The 23,178-nt window shown below is 61.2% G+C and carries 19 protein-coding genes and 1 pseudogene; 6 read left to right on the forward strand and 14 right to left on the reverse strand.

Annotation, left to right across the window (positions count from 1 at the left end):
* Nucleotides 1-275: 275 nt before the first annotated feature.
* Both DNK10_RS06860 and stpA read right to left on the reverse strand, forming a co-directional pair.
* Complete coding sequence (locus tag DNK10_RS06860) at nt 276-1,175, reverse strand: bestrophin family protein (RefSeq protein ID WP_131191012.1); 900 nt, start codon at nt 1,173-1,175, stop codon at nt 276-278.
* An 83-nt stretch (nt 1,176-1,258) separates the two neighbouring features.
* Nucleotides 1,259-2,521: a glucosylglycerol 3-phosphatase gene (gene stpA, locus DNK10_RS06865; protein ID WP_131191013.1), complete on the reverse strand. Its 1,263-nt coding sequence runs from the start codon at nt 2,519-2,521 to the stop codon at nt 1,259-1,261.
* Between the two features lie 108 nt (nt 2,522-2,629).
* On the opposite strand from stpA, the gene DNK10_RS06870 reads away from it, so the two are divergent.
* On the forward strand, nt 2,630-3,508 hold the full coding sequence (locus DNK10_RS06870) for a CAP domain-containing protein (protein WP_131191014.1): 879 nt from the start codon (nt 2,630-2,632) through the stop codon (nt 3,506-3,508).
* A 111-nt stretch (nt 3,509-3,619) separates the two neighbouring features.
* On the opposite strand, the gene DNK10_RS06875 is transcribed toward DNK10_RS06870, so the two are convergent.
* The 7 genes and pseudogenes from DNK10_RS06875 to DNK10_RS06905 all read right to left on the reverse strand — a co-directional run.
* Nucleotides 3,620-5,503: a M48 family metallopeptidase gene (locus DNK10_RS06875; protein ID WP_131191015.1), complete on the reverse strand. Its 1,884-nt coding sequence runs from the start codon at nt 5,501-5,503 to the stop codon at nt 3,620-3,622.
* Between the two features lie 14 nt (nt 5,504-5,517).
* Complete coding sequence (locus DNK10_RS06880; protein WP_131191016.1) at nt 5,518-6,114, reverse strand: LemA family protein; 597 nt, start codon at nt 6,112-6,114, stop codon at nt 5,518-5,520.
* A gap of 126 nt (nt 6,115-6,240) precedes the next feature.
* Entirely contained in the window at nt 6,241-8,391 is a 2,151-nt protein-coding gene (locus DNK10_RS06885; RefSeq protein WP_131191181.1) for a mechanosensitive ion channel family protein, read from the reverse strand.
* 46 nt (nt 8,392-8,437) lie between these two features.
* The gene (gene lpcA / locus DNK10_RS06890) at nt 8,438-9,025 is read right to left on the reverse strand and encodes a D-sedoheptulose 7-phosphate isomerase (RefSeq protein ID WP_131191017.1); all 588 of its coding nucleotides are present in this window, start codon (nt 9,023-9,025) and stop codon (nt 8,438-8,440) included.
* Nucleotides 9,026-9,032: 7 nt separating this feature from the next.
* On the reverse strand, nt 9,033-10,322 hold the full coding sequence (locus DNK10_RS06895) for a M18 family aminopeptidase (protein ID WP_131191018.1): 1,290 nt from the start codon (nt 10,320-10,322) through the stop codon (nt 9,033-9,035).
* 214 nt (nt 10,323-10,536) lie between these two features.
* On the reverse strand, nt 10,537-11,250 hold the full coding sequence (locus DNK10_RS06900; RefSeq protein WP_244216219.1) for a 4'-phosphopantetheinyl transferase family protein: 714 nt from the start codon (nt 11,248-11,250) through the stop codon (nt 10,537-10,539).
* A gap of 30 nt (nt 11,251-11,280) precedes the next feature.
* Nucleotides 11,281-11,388 (reverse strand): annotated as a pseudogene (locus tag DNK10_RS06905) (NapC/NirT family cytochrome c); the annotation flags it as partial.
* A gap of 203 nt (nt 11,389-11,591) precedes the next feature.
* Here DNK10_RS06905 and DNK10_RS06910 point away from each other — a divergent pair.
* From DNK10_RS06910 to DNK10_RS06930, 5 genes are all read left to right on the forward strand, one after another.
* Nucleotides 11,592-12,200 carry an outer membrane protein gene (locus DNK10_RS06910; RefSeq protein WP_131178400.1) on the forward strand — a complete coding sequence of 203 codons (609 nt, stop codon included), beginning with the start codon at nt 11,592-11,594 and terminating at the stop codon, nt 12,198-12,200.
* 163 nt (nt 12,201-12,363) lie between these two features.
* Nucleotides 12,364-13,041 (forward strand): response regulator, encoded by a 678-nt coding sequence (locus DNK10_RS06915; protein WP_131178399.1) that lies wholly within the window; start codon nt 12,364-12,366, stop codon nt 13,039-13,041.
* Nucleotides 13,038-14,408 carry an ATP-binding protein gene (locus tag DNK10_RS06920; protein WP_131178398.1) on the forward strand — a complete coding sequence of 457 codons (1,371 nt, stop codon included), beginning with the start codon at nt 13,038-13,040 and terminating at the stop codon, nt 14,406-14,408. Before DNK10_RS06915 ends, DNK10_RS06920 begins: the two co-directional genes overlap by 4 nt.
* A gap of 291 nt (nt 14,409-14,699) precedes the next feature.
* A complete protein-coding gene (locus DNK10_RS06925) occupies nt 14,700-16,028 on the forward strand; it encodes a dicarboxylate/amino acid:cation symporter (protein WP_131178397.1) in 1,329 nt (442 codons plus the stop codon).
* A 300-nt stretch (nt 16,029-16,328) separates the two neighbouring features.
* Nucleotides 16,329-16,916 (forward strand): helix-turn-helix domain-containing protein, encoded by a 588-nt coding sequence (locus DNK10_RS06930; RefSeq protein WP_131178396.1) that lies wholly within the window; start codon nt 16,329-16,331, stop codon nt 16,914-16,916.
* On the opposite strand, the gene DNK10_RS06935 is transcribed toward DNK10_RS06930, so the two are convergent.
* From DNK10_RS06935 to DNK10_RS06955, 5 genes are all read right to left on the reverse strand, one after another.
* Nucleotides 16,917-18,434, reverse strand: coding sequence for a leucyl aminopeptidase (locus DNK10_RS06935; protein WP_131178395.1), 1,518 nt, complete (start codon nt 18,432-18,434; stop codon nt 16,917-16,919).
* Complete coding sequence (locus DNK10_RS06940) at nt 18,431-19,405, reverse strand: dipeptidase (RefSeq protein WP_131191020.1); 975 nt, start codon at nt 19,403-19,405, stop codon at nt 18,431-18,433. The genes DNK10_RS06935 and DNK10_RS06940 overlap by 4 nt, the downstream gene beginning before the upstream one ends.
* A complete protein-coding gene (locus DNK10_RS06945; protein ID WP_131191021.1) occupies nt 19,402-20,718 on the reverse strand; it encodes a serine hydrolase domain-containing protein in 1,317 nt (438 codons plus the stop codon). Before DNK10_RS06945 ends, DNK10_RS06940 begins: the two co-directional genes overlap by 4 nt.
* Nucleotides 20,719-20,761: 43 nt before the next feature.
* A complete protein-coding gene (gene lhpI, locus DNK10_RS06950) occupies nt 20,762-21,691 on the reverse strand; it encodes a bifunctional Delta(1)-pyrroline-2-carboxylate/Delta(1)-piperideine-2-carboxylate reductase (protein WP_131191022.1) in 930 nt (309 codons plus the stop codon).
* Between the two features lie 374 nt (nt 21,692-22,065).
* Nucleotides 22,066-23,112, reverse strand: a complete 1,047-nt coding sequence (locus tag DNK10_RS06955) for a porin (RefSeq protein WP_165495956.1) — start codon at nt 23,110-23,112, stop codon at nt 22,066-22,068.
* Between the last annotated feature and the right edge of the window lie 66 nt (nt 23,113-23,178).

The raw sequence follows: 23,178 nt of genomic DNA on the forward strand, positions 1-23,178 counted from the left end.
CAGGCATCATGACAATGTCTCGCTAACGCTCTCGTCCTCGCAGGACGCTCGACTTCATCAATCTGCCTTGTGGGCAGTACATATCGTGGAACGCTCGGCTGGTGTTACCGAGTTTGCCCAAGTGCCCTTGTCAGGGCTCCCGTCAGGGGAGGCGACCCCATCATGCAAAAGCGCGAAGAGGTCGTCAATAGGTTTTGTAGTGATTTTTTATAGCCACTACAAAAATCTGTAAGCCCCGAACGATGCGTCTACTGCGCCGAAAAATGACCGAATGGTCAGCCGGCGAAGAGTCGCCCGTCACGTTCGCGCTGGGCATCGCGCTGCATCGATTCGAGGTTCTTCTCGATGGTCTCGCACAGCGCATCCATCTGGATCTGGTGCTCGCTGGCCTGGAACGGGCTCTGCAGATCACTGCCCACCCGCTCGATCGCCAACAGCATGAAGCCGACCACGGTCGACGCCAGCGGCGTGAACCATTCCAGGGTTTCCACCAGGCCGATGGGCACGATCACGCAGAACAGGGTGATGAAAAGACGCGGGAAATACACGTAGGGGTAAGGCAGGGGCGTGTTAGCGATACGCTCGAGGCCGCCCTGGCAGTTGGAGACATCGACCAGTGTCGACTCCAGCCGGGCCAGGCGGATGCTGTCCAGGCGGCCGGCCTTGTATTCACTGGCCAGCATAGCGGCGGAGCCGTTGAGAATGTCGTTGGGGAAGTTGTTGGTGGTCAGGCGCCGCTCGAACTCGTCGGCCGCCACGAAGGCGCGGACTTCCTCGGCGCAGGGTTCGTTGCGCAGGCTTGCCGACAAACTTCTGATGTAGGCGACATGGCGGCGTAGCAGAACCGCTTTGACCGGGTTGCCGTCGTCGTTATCGTCGATCAGGGTCAGCACCTGGCGGGCGAGGCTGCGCGAGCTGTTGATCAGCCCACCCCAGATGGTGCGCGCTTCCCACCAGCGGTTGTAGGCGCTGCTGTTGCGGAAGCTGATGAGCACGACCAGCGCGGAGCCGAGCAGGGTCAGGGGCATGGATGGCAGGCTGATCTTGCGCTCCAGAAACAGCATGTAGTCCACGGTGACGATGATGTCCCAGATCAGTAGCCAGAACAGCGACCAGCCGACATAGCCGAAGGTCTTGAGAAGGTAGCGATAACCGCGGTCAATGGAGTGCGTCACGTGGGGATTCTCTGCGGGCGATGAAAGCGAAAGCGCAGAACTTCGGACGTGGAGCCGTGACAAAGGTTCTCGAGTTTTCGCTGTCAGCGCCCGCGGCGTGCTTTTGCCAGCGCGCAGAAGAAATCGATGTACTGCTCAGGGCCACCGACGAAAATGCTGTCCAGGCGTAGCGGATCGTCGGCATCGGTGATGCCTTCCAGGGCTGGCCAGGGATCCGCTGGATGGTCACGCAGGTAGCTGGCGTCGACCCCCGGCCGCTGCACCTCGCCACGGCTGCTGTCGATGTACAGCACACGATTGTCCTGTCCGAACGCCGTGCCCAGTTCTTGTACCAGGGTGAGAAAGCCACGATCGCTGCCGCCGCGCAGCCAGGCCCTGTGCTCTGCATCGAGTGGTGAGCTGGTCAGGGTATCGCCGACGCCGACCAGGCGCGGCATATGCTGCGGGTCGAAGCGCTCGCGGGCCAATTGCAGCAGCGCGTGGGTGTCGGTCGGCGCCTGGCGCACGTTGAAGTCTTCGCTCAGGGGATAGTCGCCCGTGCGCTGCCAGTAGAAGCGGTTGAGGATCACCAGAACGCCGGCTTCCTTGATGGCGCCGCGCAGCATGAATTGCAGATCTGTGGTGCCGGCGCTACCGGCTTGTGCAGGACGCATACGCTCACGGCCTTCGGCATCGCGGCCAAGGTTGGGGGCGTAGTGGATGAAAAACGAGTGTTGCAGACCCTGCCTGGCAGCATCGTCGAGCAACTGCTGCACAAGGGCTGCGCCATCCGCCTGCAACTGAGCGTAGAGCGCCGGTTGCCCGTGCCAGTGGTGGTAAAAGGCGTTGAGGTTGAGGGTCGGCGAAACCGGGTTGTCGAGCACGCTGCTCGCCAGCAGTCGGTCGATCTCAGGTTTGGCCAGGTTGTAGGGTGGTTGGCTCAGTAGCCGTGCGAGCGATTGGCTCAGGCGTTGCGGCGCTGTGGCCAGGAACGCCAGCTCCTCGGCACTGACGCCCGGGTGTGAAACCTGTCCGTAGCGATCCTGCACTTGCACGCCGCCAGCAGCCAGCCCAGGCAGATAAAGACCCTGTTCGCAACATAGCTGGGCCGTGCCGATGGCGCGTTCGACCAGGCCGTTCACGCCCCGATTGCCGATGTGCTCACCATTGGTGAGTACTTGAAAATGCCCGTCCAGATCGCGCACGGCGAGGGTGTAGCGGTGTTCCATTGTACGGGTGAGGGGATCGCGCACCAGGCTCATGCAGACACCATCCAGATCCTGGATGATCAGCAGGTTATCGGTGCCGGCAAGGCTGTCGAGCAGGGGTATAGGGTCGAGGGAAAGCGTGGTTTCGTTCACAATCATGGGGTCGAGTTTAACGCGGTTTCGCTTCGATCAGGCGATTCACTGAAGCGTTTGGCCCAAGCCATTGTCCATGAACAGATAGGCAGTGCGGATTAAGAGGAAGCATGGATGAGGGATTCACCCAAGCACGTTCGGCAAGTGGCCGCTGTGGTGATGCTGCTTTGCGCGAGTGTCGTCGGTAGCGCATGGGGCGATGATTCAGAGCAACTGACCAGGCTGATCAACAATTACCGTGAAGCGGGCCAGGGCTGCGATGGCCAGCCCAGCCCGGCGGCAGGCCCGCTGGCGCCCGATCGGCGCCTGGCTGGCCAGACGGTGAGCTCATCCGAGCAGTTGCAGCAGGCTCTGCAACAGACCGGTTATCAACCTGCGGCCGTGCAATTGATCAGGGTGACGGGGCCGGACAGCGCCGAGGCAGCCATGGCCATGTTGCGCCAGTCGTACTGTGCGCAGTTGCTGGATGCGCAATTCGCCGACGTCGGCGTACTACACGAAGGCAATAGCTGGCAGGTGGTGCTGGGGCGCGCCCTGTTGCCGGCTCGGCTTGGCGACTGGCAGGAAGAAGGCAAGGCGATTCTCGCTGCCGTCAACGAGGCGCGGGGCAGCACACGGCGTTGTGGCGACCAGCCGTTCGACGCCGCCGATCCGCTGAGCTGGAATGATTCACTCGGCCAGGCCGCGCTGGCCCACAGCCGCGATATGGCGATGAACAGCCTGTTCAGCCACCAGGGCAGCGACCGCAGCCTGGTGGGAGCGCGTGCGACCGCAACCGGCTATGCCTGGACGGTGATCGGCGAGAACATCGCCGCTGGCCAGGGCCGCGCGCAACAGGTGGTCGAAGGCTGGCTGGCAAGCCCCTCGCACTGCTACAACCTGATGAACCCGGACTTCCGCGACATGGGCGCCGCCTATGCCAGCAACCCGCAGAGCCAGGCGACCATCTACTGGACGCAGGTGTTCGGTGCGGCGGGGCGGTCGGGGCTTTAGGGGGCTCAGAGCCTCGGGGTATGACCGAGAAGATATGTACACATCTGGTGGGCCTCAGCCCACCAACTGCAGCCATTTCCACCGTAAACGGTGATCACCCTGGCACCACGTTCAAACCTGGCTATCGCTCAACAGCGGCGGCATGGGGCAGTCCAGCGTATCTGCCACGGCGCGCATCAGCTCCGCCTCGCTGGCGCTGATGCGGCCGTCGTGCTCGATGCAGCGGGCCATGGCCTTGAGCAACTGTGGTTTCTGCAGTGGGCGCATCAGGTTGAGTCGGTTGAGGGCGTCGTTCAACTGGGTGATCTCCGCCTGTGGTTGTTCGGCGAATACCCGGGGGGTGAAGGGCAAGGTACTCCAGGCTGCCTGGAAGGCTTCGGTCGCGGTTTCCTCGGTGGTATTCCCGGCCCGAGCCAGGGCGACCAGCAGAACGCAGCTCTCGGTGCCCAATGCTGCCAGAGGCAAGCGTCCCTGAACCGTGCGCTGCATGCCCAGGTTACGTTCGACGATGCGTAACAAGGCCCATTCGATCAGATCCAGCTGCTTGGTGCTGATCAGCAGAGTGCCGATGTCGCGCTTGAGTGCGACGAAATCCTGAGGTTCGAGTTGCTTGAGTGCCGGAATGGCCAGCTCCAGCAAGGGTAGGCGTCGGCCAGCCGGCAACTGCTCCAGCGCTGTACCCAGCTCCAGCAGGCGGTCAGACAAGAGCGGCGGCAGATTGGCCTGCATCCAGGCCATGCGTTGCTGGCGTGTATCTGTATCGCGGCCGAGTAACAGGCCATAGAGGATGGCCAGGGCTCCATGGGGGTCATGGGCGGCATCGCGCAGGCGGTCGTCGATTTGCGCCAGGTTTTCGCGGGCTTCCTCGATATGCAGGGGCTGAGGTTCGCCGATGCTGGCGATGGCGACGCCCGCGGCGGCGGCGCTGAAGCCAGCCGTTGCCTCCCGCGCATCCGATGGCGCACGAGTGGGGCGTTCGAACACCTCGTTGCCAAGCACCACACCGTCCCAGTTTGGCTCGATGCGGCGGATGCGCTCTTCCAGCGGCGGGTGAGTGGCCATCATCCTGTTCAGCGCCAGGCCCTGGCCGAAGTACATATGGCTGTATTCCGCGGCATGACTGGCTCCGATCTGCGAGCCGCCGCCAAGCTTCTTCAGCGCGCCCGCGATGCCGCTGGGGTTGCGGGTGTACTGCACGGCCGAGGCATCGGCAAGAAACTCGCGCTGACGGCTCACGGCCGCCTTGATCAGGTTGCCGAAGAAGGTACCGGCATAGCCGATGATCAACAGCGCCAGGCCGACCACCATGACCAGTGCAACGGCATTGCCGCGGCCCTTGTCGTTGGAGCTGCTGCGTGGTGCATGACGAGTGTGGCTGCCGCCGCGCAGCACCAGTTCGCCGATCAGGCCGAGTAGCAGAATGCCGTGCAGCACGGCCACCAAGCGGGTGTTGAGGCGCATGTCGCCGTGCAGGATATGGCTGAATTCATGGGCGATCACGCCCTGCAGTTCATCACGGCTGAGTTTTTCGATAGCGCCGCGGGTCACGCCGATCACCGCGTTTTCCGGACGCAACCCAGCGGCGAACGCATTGATCGACTGCTCCTCGAGCAGGTACACCGGCGGTACCGGGGTGCCGGCAGCCAGTGCCATTTCTTCCACCACATTGAGCACGCGCTGCTCATGTACGCCCTGCGGGTGCAAGTTGAGCAGGCGTCCGCCAAGGCGTTCGGCAACCACCTTGCCGCCCGATCGCAACTGCAGGGCCTTGAATGCCCAGCCGAGGAACACCACGCCGACAACCACCACCGCCACGCTGGCGAGCAACTCGCTACTGAGCGCCTGCAGGCTGTAATCGCCGTATTGATAAACCTGCCAGGCAATGGCGATCACCAGGGTGGTGGTGCCGATCAGGGTGGTCACTGCCAGTATCAGCAGTATCACCAGGCGCGAGCTGTTGCGCCTGGCGCGATCCTGTTGCTCGAAAAAATCCATCTGATCCGCCGTGCTCAGAAGGAGACTTTCGGGGCTTCCTGAATCGCCGCACTGTCGGCGAATTCCAGCAGGGCGGCATCGCTGCCGTGGCCGAAGGCGCCAGCCAGTACCACGGGTGGGAAACTCTGGCGGTAGGCGTTGTAGGCGGTGACCGCATCGTTGTAGGCCTGGCGGGCGAAAGCCACCTTGTTCTCGGTGCTGCTCAACTCTTCGCTGAGCTGCTGCATGTTCTGCGAGGCCTTGAGATCCGGGTAGGCCTCGACCGTCACGTTGAGGCGCCCCATGGCGTTCTTCAGCACGCCCTCGGCGTTGGCCAGCAGGTTCATGCTCTGGGCATCGCCAGGGTTCTGCGAAGCTTGCTTGAGGCTCTCGACGGCGCCGTTACGGGCAGCGACCACGGCTTCCAGGGTTTCGCGCTCGTGTGAAAGGTAGGCCTTGGCGGTTTCCACCAGGTTGGGGATCAGGTCGTAACGGCGCTTGAGCTGCACTTCGATCTGCGCGAAGCCGTTCTGGTAACGGTTACGCAGAGTGACCAGGCGATTGTAGATACTGATCACGTAGAAGACGGCAGCGACCAGTACGGCAATGATGATGAGGGTGGAAATATCCATGGGATGTCCCTATCGATTGGAAAATGTGCCGTCATGGTAGCGCAATGCTCGCCGGCCTGTGCGAGCGAGGCCGGGTGAGCCCGTATGGATGTGCGCTGGTTCCGCTTTGCCAGCGCGTCCGACCGCTTACTGAGTTTCCTGGCTGGTCGGATTGACGGCGGTCATCTGGATATTCAGGCGTGGCGTTGCCAGGCTAAGCCCGGATTCGTCCAGGTGCCGTTTGAGCGCCAGGTTGAAGGCGCGGGACACCTCCCACTGCTTGATCGGCGCGGTCTTGAAGCGGGCACGCAGTACGGCGTTACCTGATTCGAAACTCTCCACACCCTGAATCTCCAGCGGCGACCAGATATTGCGGCGCATCAGCACATCGTTGCGCAGCTCGGTAGCCACGTCGCGCAGCAGCTTGATGGCATCGTCGATGTTCATGTCGTGGGGCACGGCGACGCGGAAGATGGCGTAGCCGAATTCCCGCGAGTAGTTCTTGATGCTTTTGATCTCGCTGAACGGGATGGTGTGCACGATGCCGTCGATGTCGCGCAGGCGCACGGTACGAATGGTCAGGCCTTCGACGGTGCCGAGGTGGCCGCCGACATCGACGTAATCGTCGATGGCCAGAGAATCTTCGATGATGATGAACAGCCCGGTGATCAGATCCGCCACCAGCGATTGCGCGCCGAAGCCGATGGCCAGGCCGATGACGCCGGCACCGGCAAGCAGCGGCGTGACGTTCATGCCCATGTTGGCCAGAGCGACAATCGCCGCGATGATGAAGATGCTGATGAACAGCACGTTGCGGATCAACGGCATCATGGTCTGCGCGCGGGCGTTGGTCTGCCCCTTGCGCGAGCGGGTCAGGGCGTGATGCACCGCTGTATCACTGAGAATCCACACCAGCCAGCCGCAGGCCAGGGTGGCGCCGAGGCCGAATAGCTTGACGCTGATCTCGTGGCCGTCGCCCTGGGCGAAGCGGATCAGCGACAGGCCCCACACGCGCAGACCCAGTTCGGTGAACAACAGCCAGATGGCGAACGTCACCAGGGTATGGAAGAAGCTCTGGAAGCGTTCGAAGTACTGGGCATTGCGGCGATGCTTGAGGCGAGCCTTGAGCATCCGGCGGCGAATCAGACCGTTGACCACCATGCAGGTCACCAGCAGCACGCTGCAGATCAGCGCCTGGCGCAGTGCAGTGCTGGTATCGCCGGCGGAAACGAAGGTGGCGAACAGCGAAATGGCCACCAGTACCAGCGCCGGCAGGTACCACAGGCTGCCTAGCACTTGCACGGTTTCGCTGATGCCGCGCCGGGTCAGGCGCCGCGACAGCGGCTGGTTGCGCATCAGATGGGCGATGGGCCGGCGGAAACGCAGGATGAACAGGCCGGTCGACAGGGCCGCCAGCACGTTGACGATGGTCGCGGTGGTATGCGCCAGGTTGGTGCCGAGGCTGTCGATCAGGCGCGGGTCGTTCAGCGCCTCGCCGAAGGCGGCGAAGCTGCCGATCAGCCACAACGGCCGGAAGGCCCGGCGCCGGAGGATGTGCAGGGCAGTGCGGCGATGCGGGCCGTCAAGCAGGGAAAAGGCGATCACGCAGATAGCCGAGAAGCAGGTGCCGAACAGCAGGGCGTAGGCCAGCACCATGGCCAGGTCGCGGCCCAGGGAGGCCGGCAGCACGTAGCTCAGGTAGCCGGTGATCAGCAAGGCGGCGAACCAGGGGCCGAGCTTGCGCAGGGCAAAACGCAGCAGGTCGCTGGGTCGTGGGTTTTGCGGCAGTTCCTCGGCCAGGCCGAAGCGTATGCGTACTTGATGGCTGAGGGCATGCAGGGTGATGGCCAGCAGGCTCCACACGCCGAGAATCAGGGCGAAGCTGCTGATCAGCGCCAGGCGCTTGCCGGGCTCGGGCATCAGCGCGACCAGCTCATCCTGGCTGTGGGCCAGCTCCAGTTGCCAGCGTGCCAATGGGCTATCGGCCCCGGAGAACTGTTTTTCGATACCGCCCAAGGTGCTGCCGATCAGCCCCAATACACCGGTGCGGGCATCCGCCTGCGTCTGTTGCGCGTCACGCAGGGCTTTCAGGTCATTGAGCAACTGCGTGCGCTGCTTGTTGTCCTCCAGCGACTTGATCACTTCATCCAGCGAACGATCCAGCGGCTGGTCGGCCTGGGCGCTTTCGCTGCTGCCGCCACCGAGCAGGCCAGGGAGCCCGGCAGCCTGGGCATCGACGCCGGGCAGCAAGGTCAATAGCACCAGTAACAGACAGGACAGCAGGGCTCTTGAGTGAATCACGTGGGCGAAGTCTCCATCACGCTGCTGCGGCGCCGTCCTGATCTCAGGCGTAGTTCTGCGGGCTGAGCGAGCGCTCGATCAGTTCGATGAGGATATGGATCACCTTGATATGCAGCTCCTGGGTACGGTCGGCGAAATCGCCGCCCGGTGCGCAGATGCATACGTCGGCCAGGCTCTCCAACAGCGAGCCGGGTTTGCCGGTCAGGGCGATGACCTTGATGCCCAATGCCTTGGCGGCTTCGGCAGCCTTGACCACGTTGGGACTCTTGCCGCTGGTGCTGATGGCCAGCAGCACATCGCCTTCGCGGCCGTGGGATTCCACGTAGCGCGAGAAAATGTGGTCGTAACCGAAGTCGTTGGCCACGCAGCTGATATGGCTGGCGTCGCTGATCGATACCGCGGCAATGCCCGGACGGTTCTTGCGATAACGCCCGGTGAGCTCCTCGGCGAAGTGCATGGCGTCGCACATGGAGCCGCCATTGCCACAGGAAAACACTTTGCCCTTGGCCTCGAAACTGGCCACCAGCAGGCTGGCCGCCTGTTCGATATTGGCCAGGGTCTGCTCGTTGGCAAGAAAGGCGTCCAGCGCGCGGCTGGCCTCGATCAGGCTGTTGCGGATATGTTCGATCATGCTGGCCTCAGGGCAGGTCATGGCTGTTGTAGAAGGCGCCGAGTACTTTCACCAGATGCGCCAGATCCTGGCTGCCAGCCAGCTCGCGAATCGAGTGCATCGCGAAGGTCGGCAGACCGATATCCACCGTGCGCACGCCAAGGCGGCTGGCGGTGATCGGGCCGATGGTCGAGCCGCAACCCATGTCGCTACGGGTCACGAAGCTCTGTACCGGCACTTCGTTTTCCAGGCATAAATGGCGGAAGAACCCGGCGGTTTCGCTGTTGGTGGCGTAGCGCTGGTTGCTGTTGATCTTGATCACCGGCCCTGCGTTGAGTTTGGGGCCGTGGTTGCCGTCGTGCTTGCTTTCGTAGTTCGGGTGCACGCCATGGGCGTTGTCGGCGGAAACCAGCAGCGAGCGCTGAATGGTGCGTACGAAACCGTCGCCCTCCGGCAGCACGCGGCGCAGCACCTGCTCGAGCATCGGGCCGTCGGCACCACAGGCCGAGCAGGAGCCTACTTCCTCGTGGTCGGTGCACACCAGCACGCAGGTTTCTTCGTCGCTGGCATCCAGCAGGGCCTGCAGGCCGGCGTAGCAGGACAGCAGGTTGTCCAGACGCGCACCGGCGATGAAGTCCTGGTTGAGGCCGACTACCGCGGCGCTCTGGGTGTCGTAGAAGCTCAATTCGTAGTCCAGCACCGCGTCGGCGCTGAAGTCGTGTTCCATGGCCAGCTGTTCGCTGAGCAGGGCGCGGAAATCAGCACCCTCGGCACCAGCGAGCTGAGCGAGGATCGGCGGAAGTTCGGTCTGCGCATTGATCGCCCAACCCTGATTGGCCTCGCGGTTGAGGTGAATGGCTAGGCTGGGGATGACGGCGATCGGCTGATAGAAGTCGATCAGCTGGCTTTCCACCTTGCCGTCACGCCGGTAGGTCACGCGGCCGGCCAGGGACAGGTCACGGTCGAACCAGGGCGCGAGCAGGGCGCCGCCGTAGACTTCCACGCCAAGCTGGAAGAAGCCCTGGCGTTGCAGTTCGGGGTTCGGCTTCACGCGCAGGCAGGGGCTGTCGGTGTGGGCGCCAACCAGGCGGATACCACCCTCGACAGGCGCACGATGGCCCAGCTTGAAGGCGATGATCGAGGAATCGTTGCGGGTCACGTAATAGCGGCCGCCGGGCTCGGTATGCCAGGTCGCGCGCTCGTCGAGATGCCGATAACCGGCGGCCTCCAGGCACATGGCCAGGCTGGCGGTGGCGTGAAAGGGTGTAGGTGAGGCGTTGAGAAAATCGATCAGGCCTTGATTCAGTTCTTCGCGCATGGGGCACTCCGGACGGCAATGTGCCGAGTTTATCGGATTTGCCCACGGCGCTGTTGACGTTTCAGGTGGGAGGGGCAATCGACAGCGGCCCTTTGGCATTTCTGCTTGAACCATACGTATCGGTGGGCTGAAGCGGATCGCCGCCCGGCCCACCCTACAGCCTACGATTACGGTTTGGTGGACGGATAAAGCGTCGTCCACCCTACTCAGTGCTTCAGGCCGGGACGGCCACCAGGCTGAGCAACCGCTGTTCCTGGTCGACATACAGCCCGCTCAGTTCGCTGCCGGCTGGCCACTCATCGCTCAGCTCGATCAGCAAGCGTAGGCGCGCGCTGCCTTGATCGGGGTCGAGGTCGAGCAGCTCGGCATCCTGAAAATAGAAGTGCTTGTGCACCAGCGGGTAGAGCGCCTTGAACAGGCTTTCCTTGAGCGAGAAGGTCAGGCTGATGTGTAGCGCCCGCTGTTCGGCTGTCTGGCCGTGCAGGCGCTGTAGTTCACCGGGTGTGAGGATTTCCGTTGCCAGACCTTCCGCGCGCTTGCTCGCCAGCAGGTGTTCGGCGTCCAGGCCCAGGCCGAGCCAGTGCGAGCGCGGGGCCACGATGGCCGACGCCCAGCCGTGGCTATGGGTGATGGAGCCGCTGACTTGAGCGGGCCACTGTGGGGAACGGTCAGCGCCTACCGCAGGCACGCTGGCGATACCGGTCACCTGGCGCAGCGCCTCGCGGGCGCAGAGTCGACCGGCCAGGTGTTCCGCCTGGCGCTTGGCGACGCCGCGCACCTCGGGCACGCCGACGGTGGCGAAATCCGTAGGTGCCAACTGTGTGGGGTCGAAATACGTGCTGATCAGCCGTGCGCCCGGCAATGGACGGGCAAAGGGCCAGGCGTCGCTCAAGGCGCCGCAACAGAGTGGGAGGTCGGTATCGATCATGGCCGGCATTCTGCCGCGCCAGCCAGGCGCTTACCAGCCGTGTACGCCGCTCATGTCGGGCAGCTTGTGGGCGATGCCCTTGTGGCAGTCGATACAGGTGGCCTCGCCAGTGGCCAGGGCCGTGGAGTGCATTATCGGTGATCGGGTTGCTAGTCTCACTGGCCGTCGGGGTATTGCCGAGTCAATGCCCGGGCGGTTTTTCCGTGGCAGGCGGCAGAAACAGGGCCGTGAGCGAGTTGTTCAGGGGTGGTTCAGAAAGGGTTCAGGCAGGGTTCAGTCGACACCGGGCAGGATGACTCTCGAGTTTTTCATCAACCCACTGCCATTCGAGAGGCATCTCCATGAACGCGACTCTTACCAAGCTGGCTCTGGCTACTTCCCTGGTGTTCGGCGCCGCGACCGCCGCCCATGCCGCCGACAATTTCGCCGGCCTGACCTGGGGCCAGACCAGCAACAACATCCAGAAGTCTTCGGCGCTGAACGCCAATCTGGGTAACCCGAACTTCGACAGCGTCATCAACAACACCAGCACCTGGGGTGTTCGTGCCGGTCAACAGACTGACGCTGGTCGTTACTACGGCACCTACGAGTACATCTCGGGCAGCAACAAAGGCCTCAAGCTGCGCCAGCAGAACCTGCTCGGCAGCTACGACGCCTTCCTGCCCCTGAACGAGAACGGCACCAAGCTGTTCGGTGGTGGCACCCTGGGCCTGGTCAAGCTGGAGCAGAACAGCCCGGGTGTCTCGCGTGACACCAATGTCGGGTATGCTGCCGGTCTGCAAGCTGGTTTGCTGCAGGACGTCAACGAGAATGCCTCCGTCGAAGGTGGCTATCGTTACCTGCGCACCAACGCCAGCACCGAGTTCGCCCCGCACGAGCAGGGCAAGGTCGGTTCCCTCGACCTGCATAGCAGCGGTCAGTGGTATCTGGGTGCCAACTACAAGTTCTAAAGGGCCGTACGCGCTCGCATCGAGCGACACCAGTCGCTCGATGCGAGCCGGTAACAGCGACAACAAGCTTCAAGCTGTAGGTTGAAGCCGAATCGAGCACCGTTGCTTCTGGCTTGTCGCTTGAAGCTTGCGGCTTGAAGCTTATGTTGGAGGGCATGCAACGATGAAATTGCTGGTCGTGGAGGATGAGGCGCTGCTGCGTCATCATCTCTATACCCGACTCGGCGAGCAGGGCCACGTGGTGGACGCGGTCGCCAACGCCGAAGAGGCGCTGTATCGCGTCGATGAGTACCACCATGATCTGGCCGTGGTCGATCTCGGCCTGCCGGGCATCAGCGGGCTGGATCTGATTCGCCAGCTACGCAGCCGCGACAAGACCTTTCCCATTCTGATCCTCACTGCCCGTGGCAACTGGCAGGACAAGGTCGAAGGCCTGGCCTCCGGTGCCGACGACTATGTGGTCAAGCCATTCCAGTTCGAAGAGCTGGAGGCACGCCTCAACGCCTTGTTGCGCCGTTCCTCCGGCTTCATTCAGTCGACCATCGAGGCTGGCCCATTGCTGCTGGACATGAACCGCAAGCAGGCGCTCATCGATGGTGCCGGCATGGGCCTGACCGCCTACGAATACCGCATTCTCGAATACCTGATGCGCCACCACCAGCAAGTGGTGCCCAAGGAACGTCTGATCGAGCAACTCTATCCCGATGACGACGAGCGCGATCCCAATGTGATCGAGGTACTGGTCGGTCGTCTGCGCCGCAAGCTGGAAAGCAGCAACGGCTTCAAACCCATCGAAACGGTGCGTGGTCAGGGCTACCTGTTTACCGAGCGCTGCCGATGACGTCAGGCTTCAGGCGATTGCGAGACCGCTGGATTTCTTCCTTGCGTCTGCGTCTGATGCTTGGCAGCACTGTGCTTGCGGTGCTGTTCATGCTGGCACTGCTGCCGGCTTTACGTGGCGCCTTTCTGATTGCCCTGGAAAAATCCGTCGAGAAACGCCTGGCCGCTGACGCTGGCACGCTGATCTCCGCTGCCCGTACCGACGATGGCAAGCTGCGGATGCCGAGCAAGTTGCCCGACGAGGAATTCGATATTCCCGATGCGCAACTGCTGGGTTTCATTTATGACCGTGACGGGCACCTGGTCTGGAAATCACGCTCGGCGCGGGACATTTCCGTCTCCTACCTGCCGCGGTACGACGGCCGCGGTGATGAGCTGTTGCGAGTCTCGGATCGTCAGGGCCGCGAATTCTATATCTATGACGTGGAAATCAAGCTGCTGCGCGGACAGAACGCGGCCTTCAGCATCGTTACCATGCAGCCGGCCAGCGATACCCAGGCCCTGTACAACGATTTCATGAGCCAGCTCTATCTGTGGCTCGGCGGCGCCCTGTTATTGCTTCTCGGGCTACTGTGGTTCGGTCTGACCTGGGGTTTTCGCAGTTTGCGTGGGCTGCGCGAAGAGCTGGACGAAGTGGAGGGCGGCACTCGCGAGCGTCTGAGTGATGAGCATCCCCGCGAACTGCTGCGCCTGACCGGCTCGCTGAACCGCCTGCTGGACAGCGAACGCCAGCAGCGCGAGCGTTATCGCCATTCCCTGGACGACCTGGCGCATAGCCTGAAAACCCCACTTTCCGTATTGCAGGGGGCGGCCGAGGTCATCGCGACCCAGCCGGAAAGCCGTGAGCAGTCGCAGATCCTGCAGGGGCAGATCGAGCGCATGAGTCAGCAGATCGGCTATCAGTTGCAGCGCGCCAGCCTGCGCAAGAGCGGCCTGGTGCGTCACCGGGTGCCGTTGGTACGAGTGGTGGACAACCTCTGCGAGGCACTCGACAAGGTTTATCGTGGCAAGCAGGTAGCCGTACAACGACAGTTCGATCCCTGGCTGGAAATTCCCATGGAGCGCGCGGCGCTGCTCGAATTGCTGGGCAACCTGCTGGAGAACGCCTACCGCCTGTGCCTGGGCCAGGTGCGGATTTCCGCCAGTATCGAAAACGGCGCTTGTCACCTGTGTGTCGAAGACGACGGCCCCGGTGTGCCAGTCGATCAGCGTGAGCGCATTCTGCGTCGTGGCGAACGCCTGGATGCCCAGCATCCCGGGCAAGGCATCGGCACCGCCGTGGTCAAGGACATCATCGAGAGCTACGACGGTGAGCTGTTTCTCGAGGAGTCCGAACTGGGTGGGGCGGCGTTTCGGGTACGCATTTAGAACACGTCCAGGCTTGTCTTTCGCTGTTGGGGGGAATCCGCCACGGTTGCCAGAGGTGCCGTGCGGAAAACCGCCAGACACTTCCGTCTGGAGTGTCTTTGTCTATTTTAATGCACTGATTTAAAAGGGTTTATCCGAATATTTCTTGTGTGGCATGGCGCTTGCTTTTGCAGCGTCATGGTCGCGATGAGCGTGCCTATAACAAATCCCTCCAGGTAGGAGGGTTGGCGCCTAAACAAGAAAGGTGGTGCGGACGTCGAGGATGTCATTCCGTGCCCATGAGGATTCACCATGACTGCCACAACGAACGACGTTGTCCGTCAACCGTTCTACAAAATGCTCTATGTCCAGGTGCTGTTTGCCATCACCGTGGGCATCCTTCTCGGTCACTTCTATCCGGAAACGGGGGTTGCCCTCAAACCGCTCGGCGATGGCTTCGTCAAGCTGATCAAGATGGTCATCGCACCCATCATCTTCTGTACCGTCGTTAGTGGCATCGCCGGCATGCAGGACATGAAGGCAGTCGGTAAAACCGGCGGCTACGCGCTGTTGTACTTCGAGATCGTTTCCACCATCGCCCTGATCATCGGTCTGGTCGTGGTCAACGTGGTGCAGCCGGGCGCCGGCATGCACATCGATCCGAGCACGCTGGATGCCAGCAAAATCGCGGCCTATGCCCAGGCGGGTGAAGCGCAGAGCACCATCGGCTTCCTGCTCAACGTGATCCCGTCCACTGTGGTCGGTGCGTTCGCCAACGGCGACATCCTGCAGGTACTGTTCTTCTCGGTGATCTTCGCCTTCGCCCTGCAGCGCATGGGCGAGTTCGGCCGTCCGGTACTCGAGTTCATCGATCGCATCGCCCACGTGATGTTTGGCATCATCAATATGATCATGAAGCTCGCGCCCATCGGTGCCTTCGGCGCCATGGCCTTCACCATCGGTCAGTACGGTGTCGGCTCGCTGGTGCAGCTCGGTCAGTTGATGATCTGCTTCTACATCACCTGTGTGTTCTTCGTGCTCGTCGTTCTCGGTGGTATCGCCCGCGCTCATGGTTTCAGCGTGCTGCGCCTGATCCGTTACATCCGCGAAGAACTGATGATCGTGCTGGGTACTTCGTCGTCCGAATCGGCCCTGCCACGCATGCTGACCAAGATGGAAAAACTCGGTGCCAACAAGACGGTCGTCGGCCTGGTGATTCCTACCGGTTACTCCTTCAACCTCGACGGTACCTCGATCTACCTGACCATGGCTGCGGTATTCATCGCCCAGGCCACCGATACGCCGATGGATATCACTCACCAGATCACCCTGCTGTTGGTGCTGCTGGTCGCCTCCAAAGGTGCTGCGGGCGTTACCGGTAGTGGCTTCATCGTCCTGGCCGCCACGCTGTCGGCTGTCGGCCACCTGCCGGTCGCCGGCCTGGCGCTGATCCTGGGTATCGACCGCTTCATGTCCGAAGCCCGCGCCCTGACCAACCTGATCGGTAACGGCGTTGCCACCATCGTGGTCGCCAAGTGGTGTAAAGAGCTCGACGAAGACACCCTGCAGCGCGAACTGGCTTCCGGTGGTCGCCCGGACATCGTGACTGTCCCTGGCGACGCTGCTGGCAAGGTTTCCTGACAGCAGATGTCGTCGACCTCCCCGGCTAGGGGGAGGTCACCTGGCCCGCCCTTGTGGCGGGCTTTTTTATGGTTCCTCACGGATTACTGGGAAAGACGCTCAGCCGGATCAAGTTCTACAACACTCACTGATTCACTCATTGTTGAGTTGTCAATTACCGGTCGATTTCGAGAAGGCGACTACCTGAAATGCCTATCCGGGTATCCACTAAAACGTGATCACGACACAGGCGCTTCTGATATGTTTATTTTCCTTTTGGAAATATACTATTTCGACGAACACTTTCCGTAGGAAACTTCCTTGTCCAGCCTTGATACGAGCCTGTCGAACGAAGCGGCACTGGGGCGCAGGGTCAAAGCACTGCGCAAGAAAAGTCAGCTCACTCTGCAACAGACCAGTGCAATCACGGGTGTCGCGATCTCGACACTGTCGAAGATTGAGAACGGTCAGATGTCCCCCACGCTCGATGTCATTCTGAAACTTTCCAATGGGTTGCAGACAGATATCAATGATTTGCTCACTGACAAGGCGGCAACTCCGCCCACTGGCAGGAAAAGTATCGTTCGCAGGGGGGAGGGAGTCGTTCATCAAACGGATCAGCATATTTATGAGCTGCGGCATACCGATCTCAAACAGCGTCGAATGCATACTGCCATCGTCACTCTGAAGGCTCGAACAACAGAAAATTTCCCACAGGCGCTGAATATTCGAGGAGAGGAATTCGTATACGTTCTATCGGGTTCTGTCCGTGTGTATCTTGAGCATTACGAACCGGTAGATCTTGAAACCGGTGACAGCCTGTACTTCGATAGTCCGATGGGCCAGGCTGGTATTTCGACCAGCAAAAAGCCGGCTCAGGTTCTGTGGGTCTACTACGAAGATAAATGATCAGCCACGCGATGCACGGGCTCTCAGGTATTCAAAAAGCAGCGGTATCGTTCGCCCGGTGGCTTCGGACTCCTTGCCGGATATCCAGGCTGTGCCGGCTATGTCCAGATGAGCCCAGCTCAACCCTTCGGTGAACTCATTGAGGAACATCGCCCCGGTGATGCTTGAGGGTGAGCCTTTCCGGTAATTCGCTAGATCGGCGTTACGGCTTAGCAGAGGCTCCCGGTAGGCCTTGTCCAACGGCAAACGCCAGATCAGGTCTGCGCTTGAGTCGGCGGCATGCAGCAGCTCTGCCGCCAGCGTTTCATCATTGGCGAACAGGCCACTGCGGTGATGCCCGAGCGCCGCTATCACCCCGCCGGTAAGGGTTGCCACATCGATGACGGCAGAGGGAGCGAAACGGTGAGCATAGGTCAGTGCGTCACAGAGTATGAGGCGTCCCTCGGCATCGGTATTGAGAATTTCTACCGTCTTGCCAGACAACGTGGTGATGACATCCCCGGGGCGACAAGCCTTTCCGCTGGGCATGTTTTCACAGGCGGGAATCAGGGCGACGACATTGATCGATAGTTTTGCCAAGGCCGCTGCGCGCATCACGCCGATGACGATCCCCGCACCGGCCATGTCGAACTTCATGTCCTCCTGAGCACTCGACGGCTTTATTGAAAGACCTCCGCTGTCAAAGGTCACACCTTTGCCAATCAGCACGACCGGCGAGGTGGAGGGTGCTGTACCCGTGTATTGCATGATGATGAAACGGGGCGGGACGCATGCTCCCTGAGCGACCGCCAGCAGGCCACCCATGCCAAGAGTCTCGATATCTTCCTGTGCCAGCACCTCGCAGCTCAAGGCTTGGCCTTGCAGGGCCTGGGCACGTTCTGCCAGCACCGCTGGAGTGCAATGGTTGGGAGGCAGGTTACTCAGATCCTGAGCCACCCTCATGCCTTCGATGCAGTGAAGGGCGTTATCCAACGCAAGAGAATGTTCTGCCGAGACCACCTGACCTGATACCAGGACGTTGTGCAGGGCTGCATCATCCACTTGGGTCGTCTGGCCACTTATCTTGGGTGGAATGTACGTCGCTCTATGAAGGGAAAAGGCAATCTCGCGGAGCTTGTCTTGTAACGACAAGCTCTGCCCGAAACTGTCCAGTATCCAGTAGGCTCGGCGACATCCTGACTCGAGCAGCGCAGCCGCCAGTAGCTGGGTGGCTGCCCGAAGCGCCTCCATGTCGAATTCGGCGTATCGACCCAGCCCGGCCAGAATGTAGCGCCTCGCAGGAGTCAGGACATCCCTGGCTCGTCCGGGCTTCAGCCCTGTCACACCCGCATTGATCAATACCTCCGACGAAGAGTTCGGCAGAAAGTACGACTTATCGAGTATCTGGTCTTCAAAGACACCCAAGACAATACAGTCGGTTTTTACCTGGTAGTCCTGGAGATCCATAGTCAAAGACGAAAGCAGTTCTACAGTGGGTATGTGCATGACGCTGTCCTGATCCTTAAAGAAATTGTTCATTTCCAGACTTGTTCGGCAATACGCGTCCAGTTTCCGCCGAGCACTTTTGCCAGGGACGCCGAGTCGTAGCCGCGCGCCGAAAGATGCTCGGCAAGTTGTGGGATATCGGCGGGCGACAACATCTCGCGGAGCTGCTCATACCCACCCTCGGCTGGGAAGGTCTTGTCCCGAGACGCGAGGTACTCTTCCAGCTCGCGTATGTCGAATACATGATCCAAACCCAGACCGACATGGTCGATACCCACCCGTTGCACTACGTGGTCGATGTGCTCGGCCAGGGTTTTTGTGAGCTGTTCTTTCGTACCCAGGAACAGACCAATGCCGGAAAGGCCGATAACGCCTCCGCGTCTTGCACAGGCGAGAATCGCTTCGTCGCTGATGTTGCGCGGGTGAGCGTGGACAGCACGTACATTCGAGTGTGAAAAGATCACTGGATGGGGCGAGGTATCGATAATGCTCAGCGCGCTGACAGGGCCAGCATGCGAGGCACAGACCACCATGCCGACGCGTGCCATTTCTTCGATCAAGGCTTTACCGGCCGTAGTCAGCCCGGTATCCGTATCGTGGCAGCCACCGGCGTAACGATTATTCCGGTTATAGGTCAGCAGCATCCAGCGCACGCCGAGTTCGTAATAGAGCGACAGCATTTCCAGGCTGCCACTGATGGCATCGGCGCCTTCGATATCGAAAACGATGGCGAGGCGCCCTTGGGCGTGTGCTCGTCTGATGTCATCGACGCTTCTGGCCAGGCAATAGTCTTCGGAACGCATGGAAAGCCACTGGCGGAATGTAGCCAGCATCCGCATGGCCTTTTCGATGTCATCGTCGCCGAAGGCCACATTGATCGACAGCACCGATACACCTGCAGCGCGGACGGCGGCCAGCCTTTCCATGTAGCTTGTATCACCCGGCCGCAAAGGCATGCATCCATGGTTGTCCCATATCAGCGGTCTGCTGACAGCGGTGTTCATGCCGGGGCCTGCGCTTGATCGGGCACACGGTACAGGGCACGTAATGCGAAGTGGATAAGTGAAGGACGCTCCTCATCGCTGGCCGTCATGAACACGACATCTACCACCATTGCATCGAAGTCCATGCAGAAGTTCAGGTCGTACAGGTGCTGCAGCGGTATGAACTGACCATCCATGGGATTTGTCATCAGCAACAAGCCGTTCTCCTGGCGTATCTCCACCTCCATGGTCTCGCTCTTGTATCGCCCGACAAGCCGGGTAAGGTCGTGAGGAGGCACGCTCTGCGGTTCGCGCTCCGGTGTGCCCGGATCCTTGCCAAAATAGTGTTTGACCAGGCTTTGGCCCATGCGGGTACCGAAGGGAGAGTTGGTCAGCACGGCGCAGGCCATGTCTTGCCTCGGGCAGGCGGCAACAATGACCGAGGTTCCGCCGAAGTGGCCATAGACCGGTGCCGACGTCCGCTCGCCAGTGAGCAGCGACCAGCCGAGGCACCAGTGACTGCCGATCAGGCCGGCGCCCGGCACCTTTGCCTGGGGCGTGAGCATCTGCTCCACCATCGACGGCGAAAGCAGGCGTGCGCCGTTGCCGGGAACCGTACCGGTCATGATCGCAGCGGCAATCAGGGCGGCGTCTTGCGCCGTTCCCTGCAACCGCCCCCCGGCGGCATCGAACCCAACCCCCGTGTCGGGCCAGAGAGCGCCCTCGCGCAGCTCACGGGTTTCCTGGCAAAAATAATATTCCTGGGCTTCGAAGGCCGCTGTCTCCACGCCGTTGGTGATCGAGTCGATGCCGAGTGGCTGCAACCACTCGCGCCTCAACAGTTCCACCCAGTCCAGGCCGCTGATGCGCTCGACCAGCCGCCCGAGCACGACATAACCTGGGTTTGAATAGGAAAACAGTCTGCCCGGCTCGCTGCAAAGCCCGACTTTCACCACCTGAGCAATAACTTCATCGGGCGTCTTGGCGTAATGCCAGAGATCGATCAGGCCTCCGGTGTGGCTCAACAAGTGGCGAACAGTGACATCCGCAAGGGTGAACTCGGGCAGGTGGCGAGATACTTCGTCGTCGAGAGCAAGCAGACCCTTGTCGACCAACTGACATACCAGTGCGGCGACCAGTACCTTGGTGAAAGAGCCATAACGGAATCGTGTGCGTTCTTCGACGTTCTCCCGGCCAGCGGACAGGTTGCGATCATGGAAGGCCGACTCTAGTCGTTCCCCTCTGGCGACACTGACAACTACGCCTGGCAAGGGCAGTGTCTGGCGAGCCAGTATCTGGTCCACGAAGGTTTGGAGCTCTTTTGAATGCATCATCTTTACGTCTCTTGGGAATTGAACCCGTGGGAGGAGGCCTCTCTCAGCACAGGCGTTGGTAAGCAGCAACGGCTGTAACCAGGTCGGCAAGGGCGTGACCAACGGCCTTGAAGACCGTAATCTCGTCGGCGTTGTCTCGCCCACGAGTCGAGCCTGTGCAGAGCTGCTGCAGCGACCCTCTGATGGCGCTCTCGGTCATGAAACTGGCCAACGGTTGAACCAGGTCACCGGACTCGGTCAGTGCCATGTAGGTGTCGACGAACACCTGGCCACGGCGCATGACCTCGTCATCGGCCTCACGCATCCGTGGTGTGAAGCTGCCTATCAGGTCGACATGCGTACCGGCCTTCAGCCAGGCGCCCGCCACGATCGGCGCGCACGCGAGCGTGGCGGTTGAAACGACATCGGCCCAGGCCAGATCCGCTTCGATGGAGCGGGCAACCTCGGCATCGAACCCTTCGTCGCGCAGCTCGGTGACCAGCCGTCGGGATTGGGCTGGATCGATGTCCCAGACCCGCACGGCGGAGATTTCGCGAACCTGCCGGTGGGCCTGGGGAACCAGAGAGCCCACGCGTCCGGCGCCTACCAGCAGCAGGTTCCTGGCATCTTTACGGGCGAGAAAATCCGCACCCAGGGCGGATGCCGCGGCCGTTCTCCGGGACGTGATGACGTTGCCATCGAACGCGGCCAGCGGCTCGCCCGTTTCACGGCAGGAAAGGATATAGGTGGAGTGCAAGGCGGAAAGGCCGCGAGCGCGGTTGCCGGGTGTGACCAGAACGGTTTTCACCCCGAAATAGCGGCTGTTCCACGCTGGCATGATCAGTACCGTACCCGCCTCTCCCGTGGCGGCTCCCAGCTCATAATGGGGCCGGGGCGGAACCTCGCAGGGCAAGTCGTACATATGCCGCTGCGCGTCGATGAGGCTCTTCCAGTCCAGGTGTTTTGCAAGGGTCTGGGCGTCATGGAATTTCATGCTGTGGTCTCCAATGCGTAGTCTGGTTTGTCGAATCGTTCGGGGCACGGCGCGTCCAGTTCGCAGGAAGGAGTACGCCCCTGAATCAGGTTTGCCACGATTCCCAAGGTCGCCCCCGCCAGCGTCACCAGCATTTGCGCCCGGCGCCAGTCAGGTACCCTGGTCGTGCCGAACTCGACAGTCCCGGCGTCCCTCATTCCTCTCTGCATGGGCTGGCACACGAAGCCTCGGCCGAGGTGCTGAGAATCGATCGGGACGACCTGGCGACCGGCAAGCCGCAGCCGCAACGCTGTAGCGAAACTGATGGCTCCGGCGCCTATGGCGGCAACTCCGCAGTGGGTATGCATGCTCTTTTCCTAGGTCTGCTGGGAGGATCAGCGATAGATGTAGGTCATGCCCACACTCAAGGATGTCTGCGACTGGCCCGGTAACGGCGTATCGACGCCGTTGACGGCGAAGCTCGAATGTCCGCTATTGACCATGTAGGCCGCGGAGCTCCAGATGCTCAGGTGCTTGCTCGCGGCGTACTCCAGCAGCCCGGCGAGCATGCTGGCCTCACCGAGCTGACGGGCATCGGTCTGGTAAAGGGACGCTGATGCTGCCCAGGTCGGACTCATCCTGTAGCGCCCGCCAAACCAGGCGTGGTCGGCCCGTTTCGGGGTACCAACGGGGGCACCCCTGGCCTTGAGTTGGGAGTAGCCGGCGAGTAGCGTCAAGTCGTCGAGTTGCCACGAGCCCGCCAAGTAGCTGAATCGGGAATACCCGAAAAGGAGGTCGAGATCGCCGTCAGGGGAATACTGCTCATCCATCCCTGCCTGCACTGAGATGTCACCCCGGGTGTAGGTCAGGGTTGCTCCGTAGGTCTTCTTGACATCGAAGAGCATCCCCCTGGCATGCTGCTCGGTGCTGTACTGGAATCGGGCCCTGAATGGGCCTATCTCGGGACTGTCATAGCTCAGGGCATGGCCAACGAAGGGCTGGTCGCGAAAGTACAACTGCGAGCTGCTGCTGACCAGGCGCCCCATCAGAGGGTCGTAGTCCAAGGCCCAGCAACTGATCCCATAATCCTGACCATAGCGGACGATCCCCAGTGGGGAGCGATAGCCCACCAGCGCCACCCTGAGATAGCGCTTGTCCAGTCCTGTCTTGATATCGCCATCCTCTTTCCTGATGGCTTGCTCGTACTGGACGAACAGCTCCTGATCATCGAGAAAGCTATAGTTGGCCTTGGCTCCCCAGCGGCTGGCATAGCTGCTGTTCACGCGAACCGTGCCGCGGTTCCCTGAACCGCCGTCCTTGTGGGCGGCATTCGATACGTTGTTGTACGACAGGTCGAGAATGGTATAAGGCGACACGCTGAAATCGGCCCATGCGGATGCAGGCAGACCCAGCATGGCCAGTATGCTGATCAATTTCTTCATCGTATTCTCCATGTGCCAAAGCACAGGACAGGTTTGATCTGGAGGGGAAAGGTCGAACGTGTAGGG

The organism is Phytopseudomonas daroniae (assembly GCF_004327275.1).
GTDB classification, from domain to species: Bacteria; Pseudomonadota; Gammaproteobacteria; order Pseudomonadales; family Pseudomonadaceae; genus Aquipseudomonas; species Aquipseudomonas daroniae.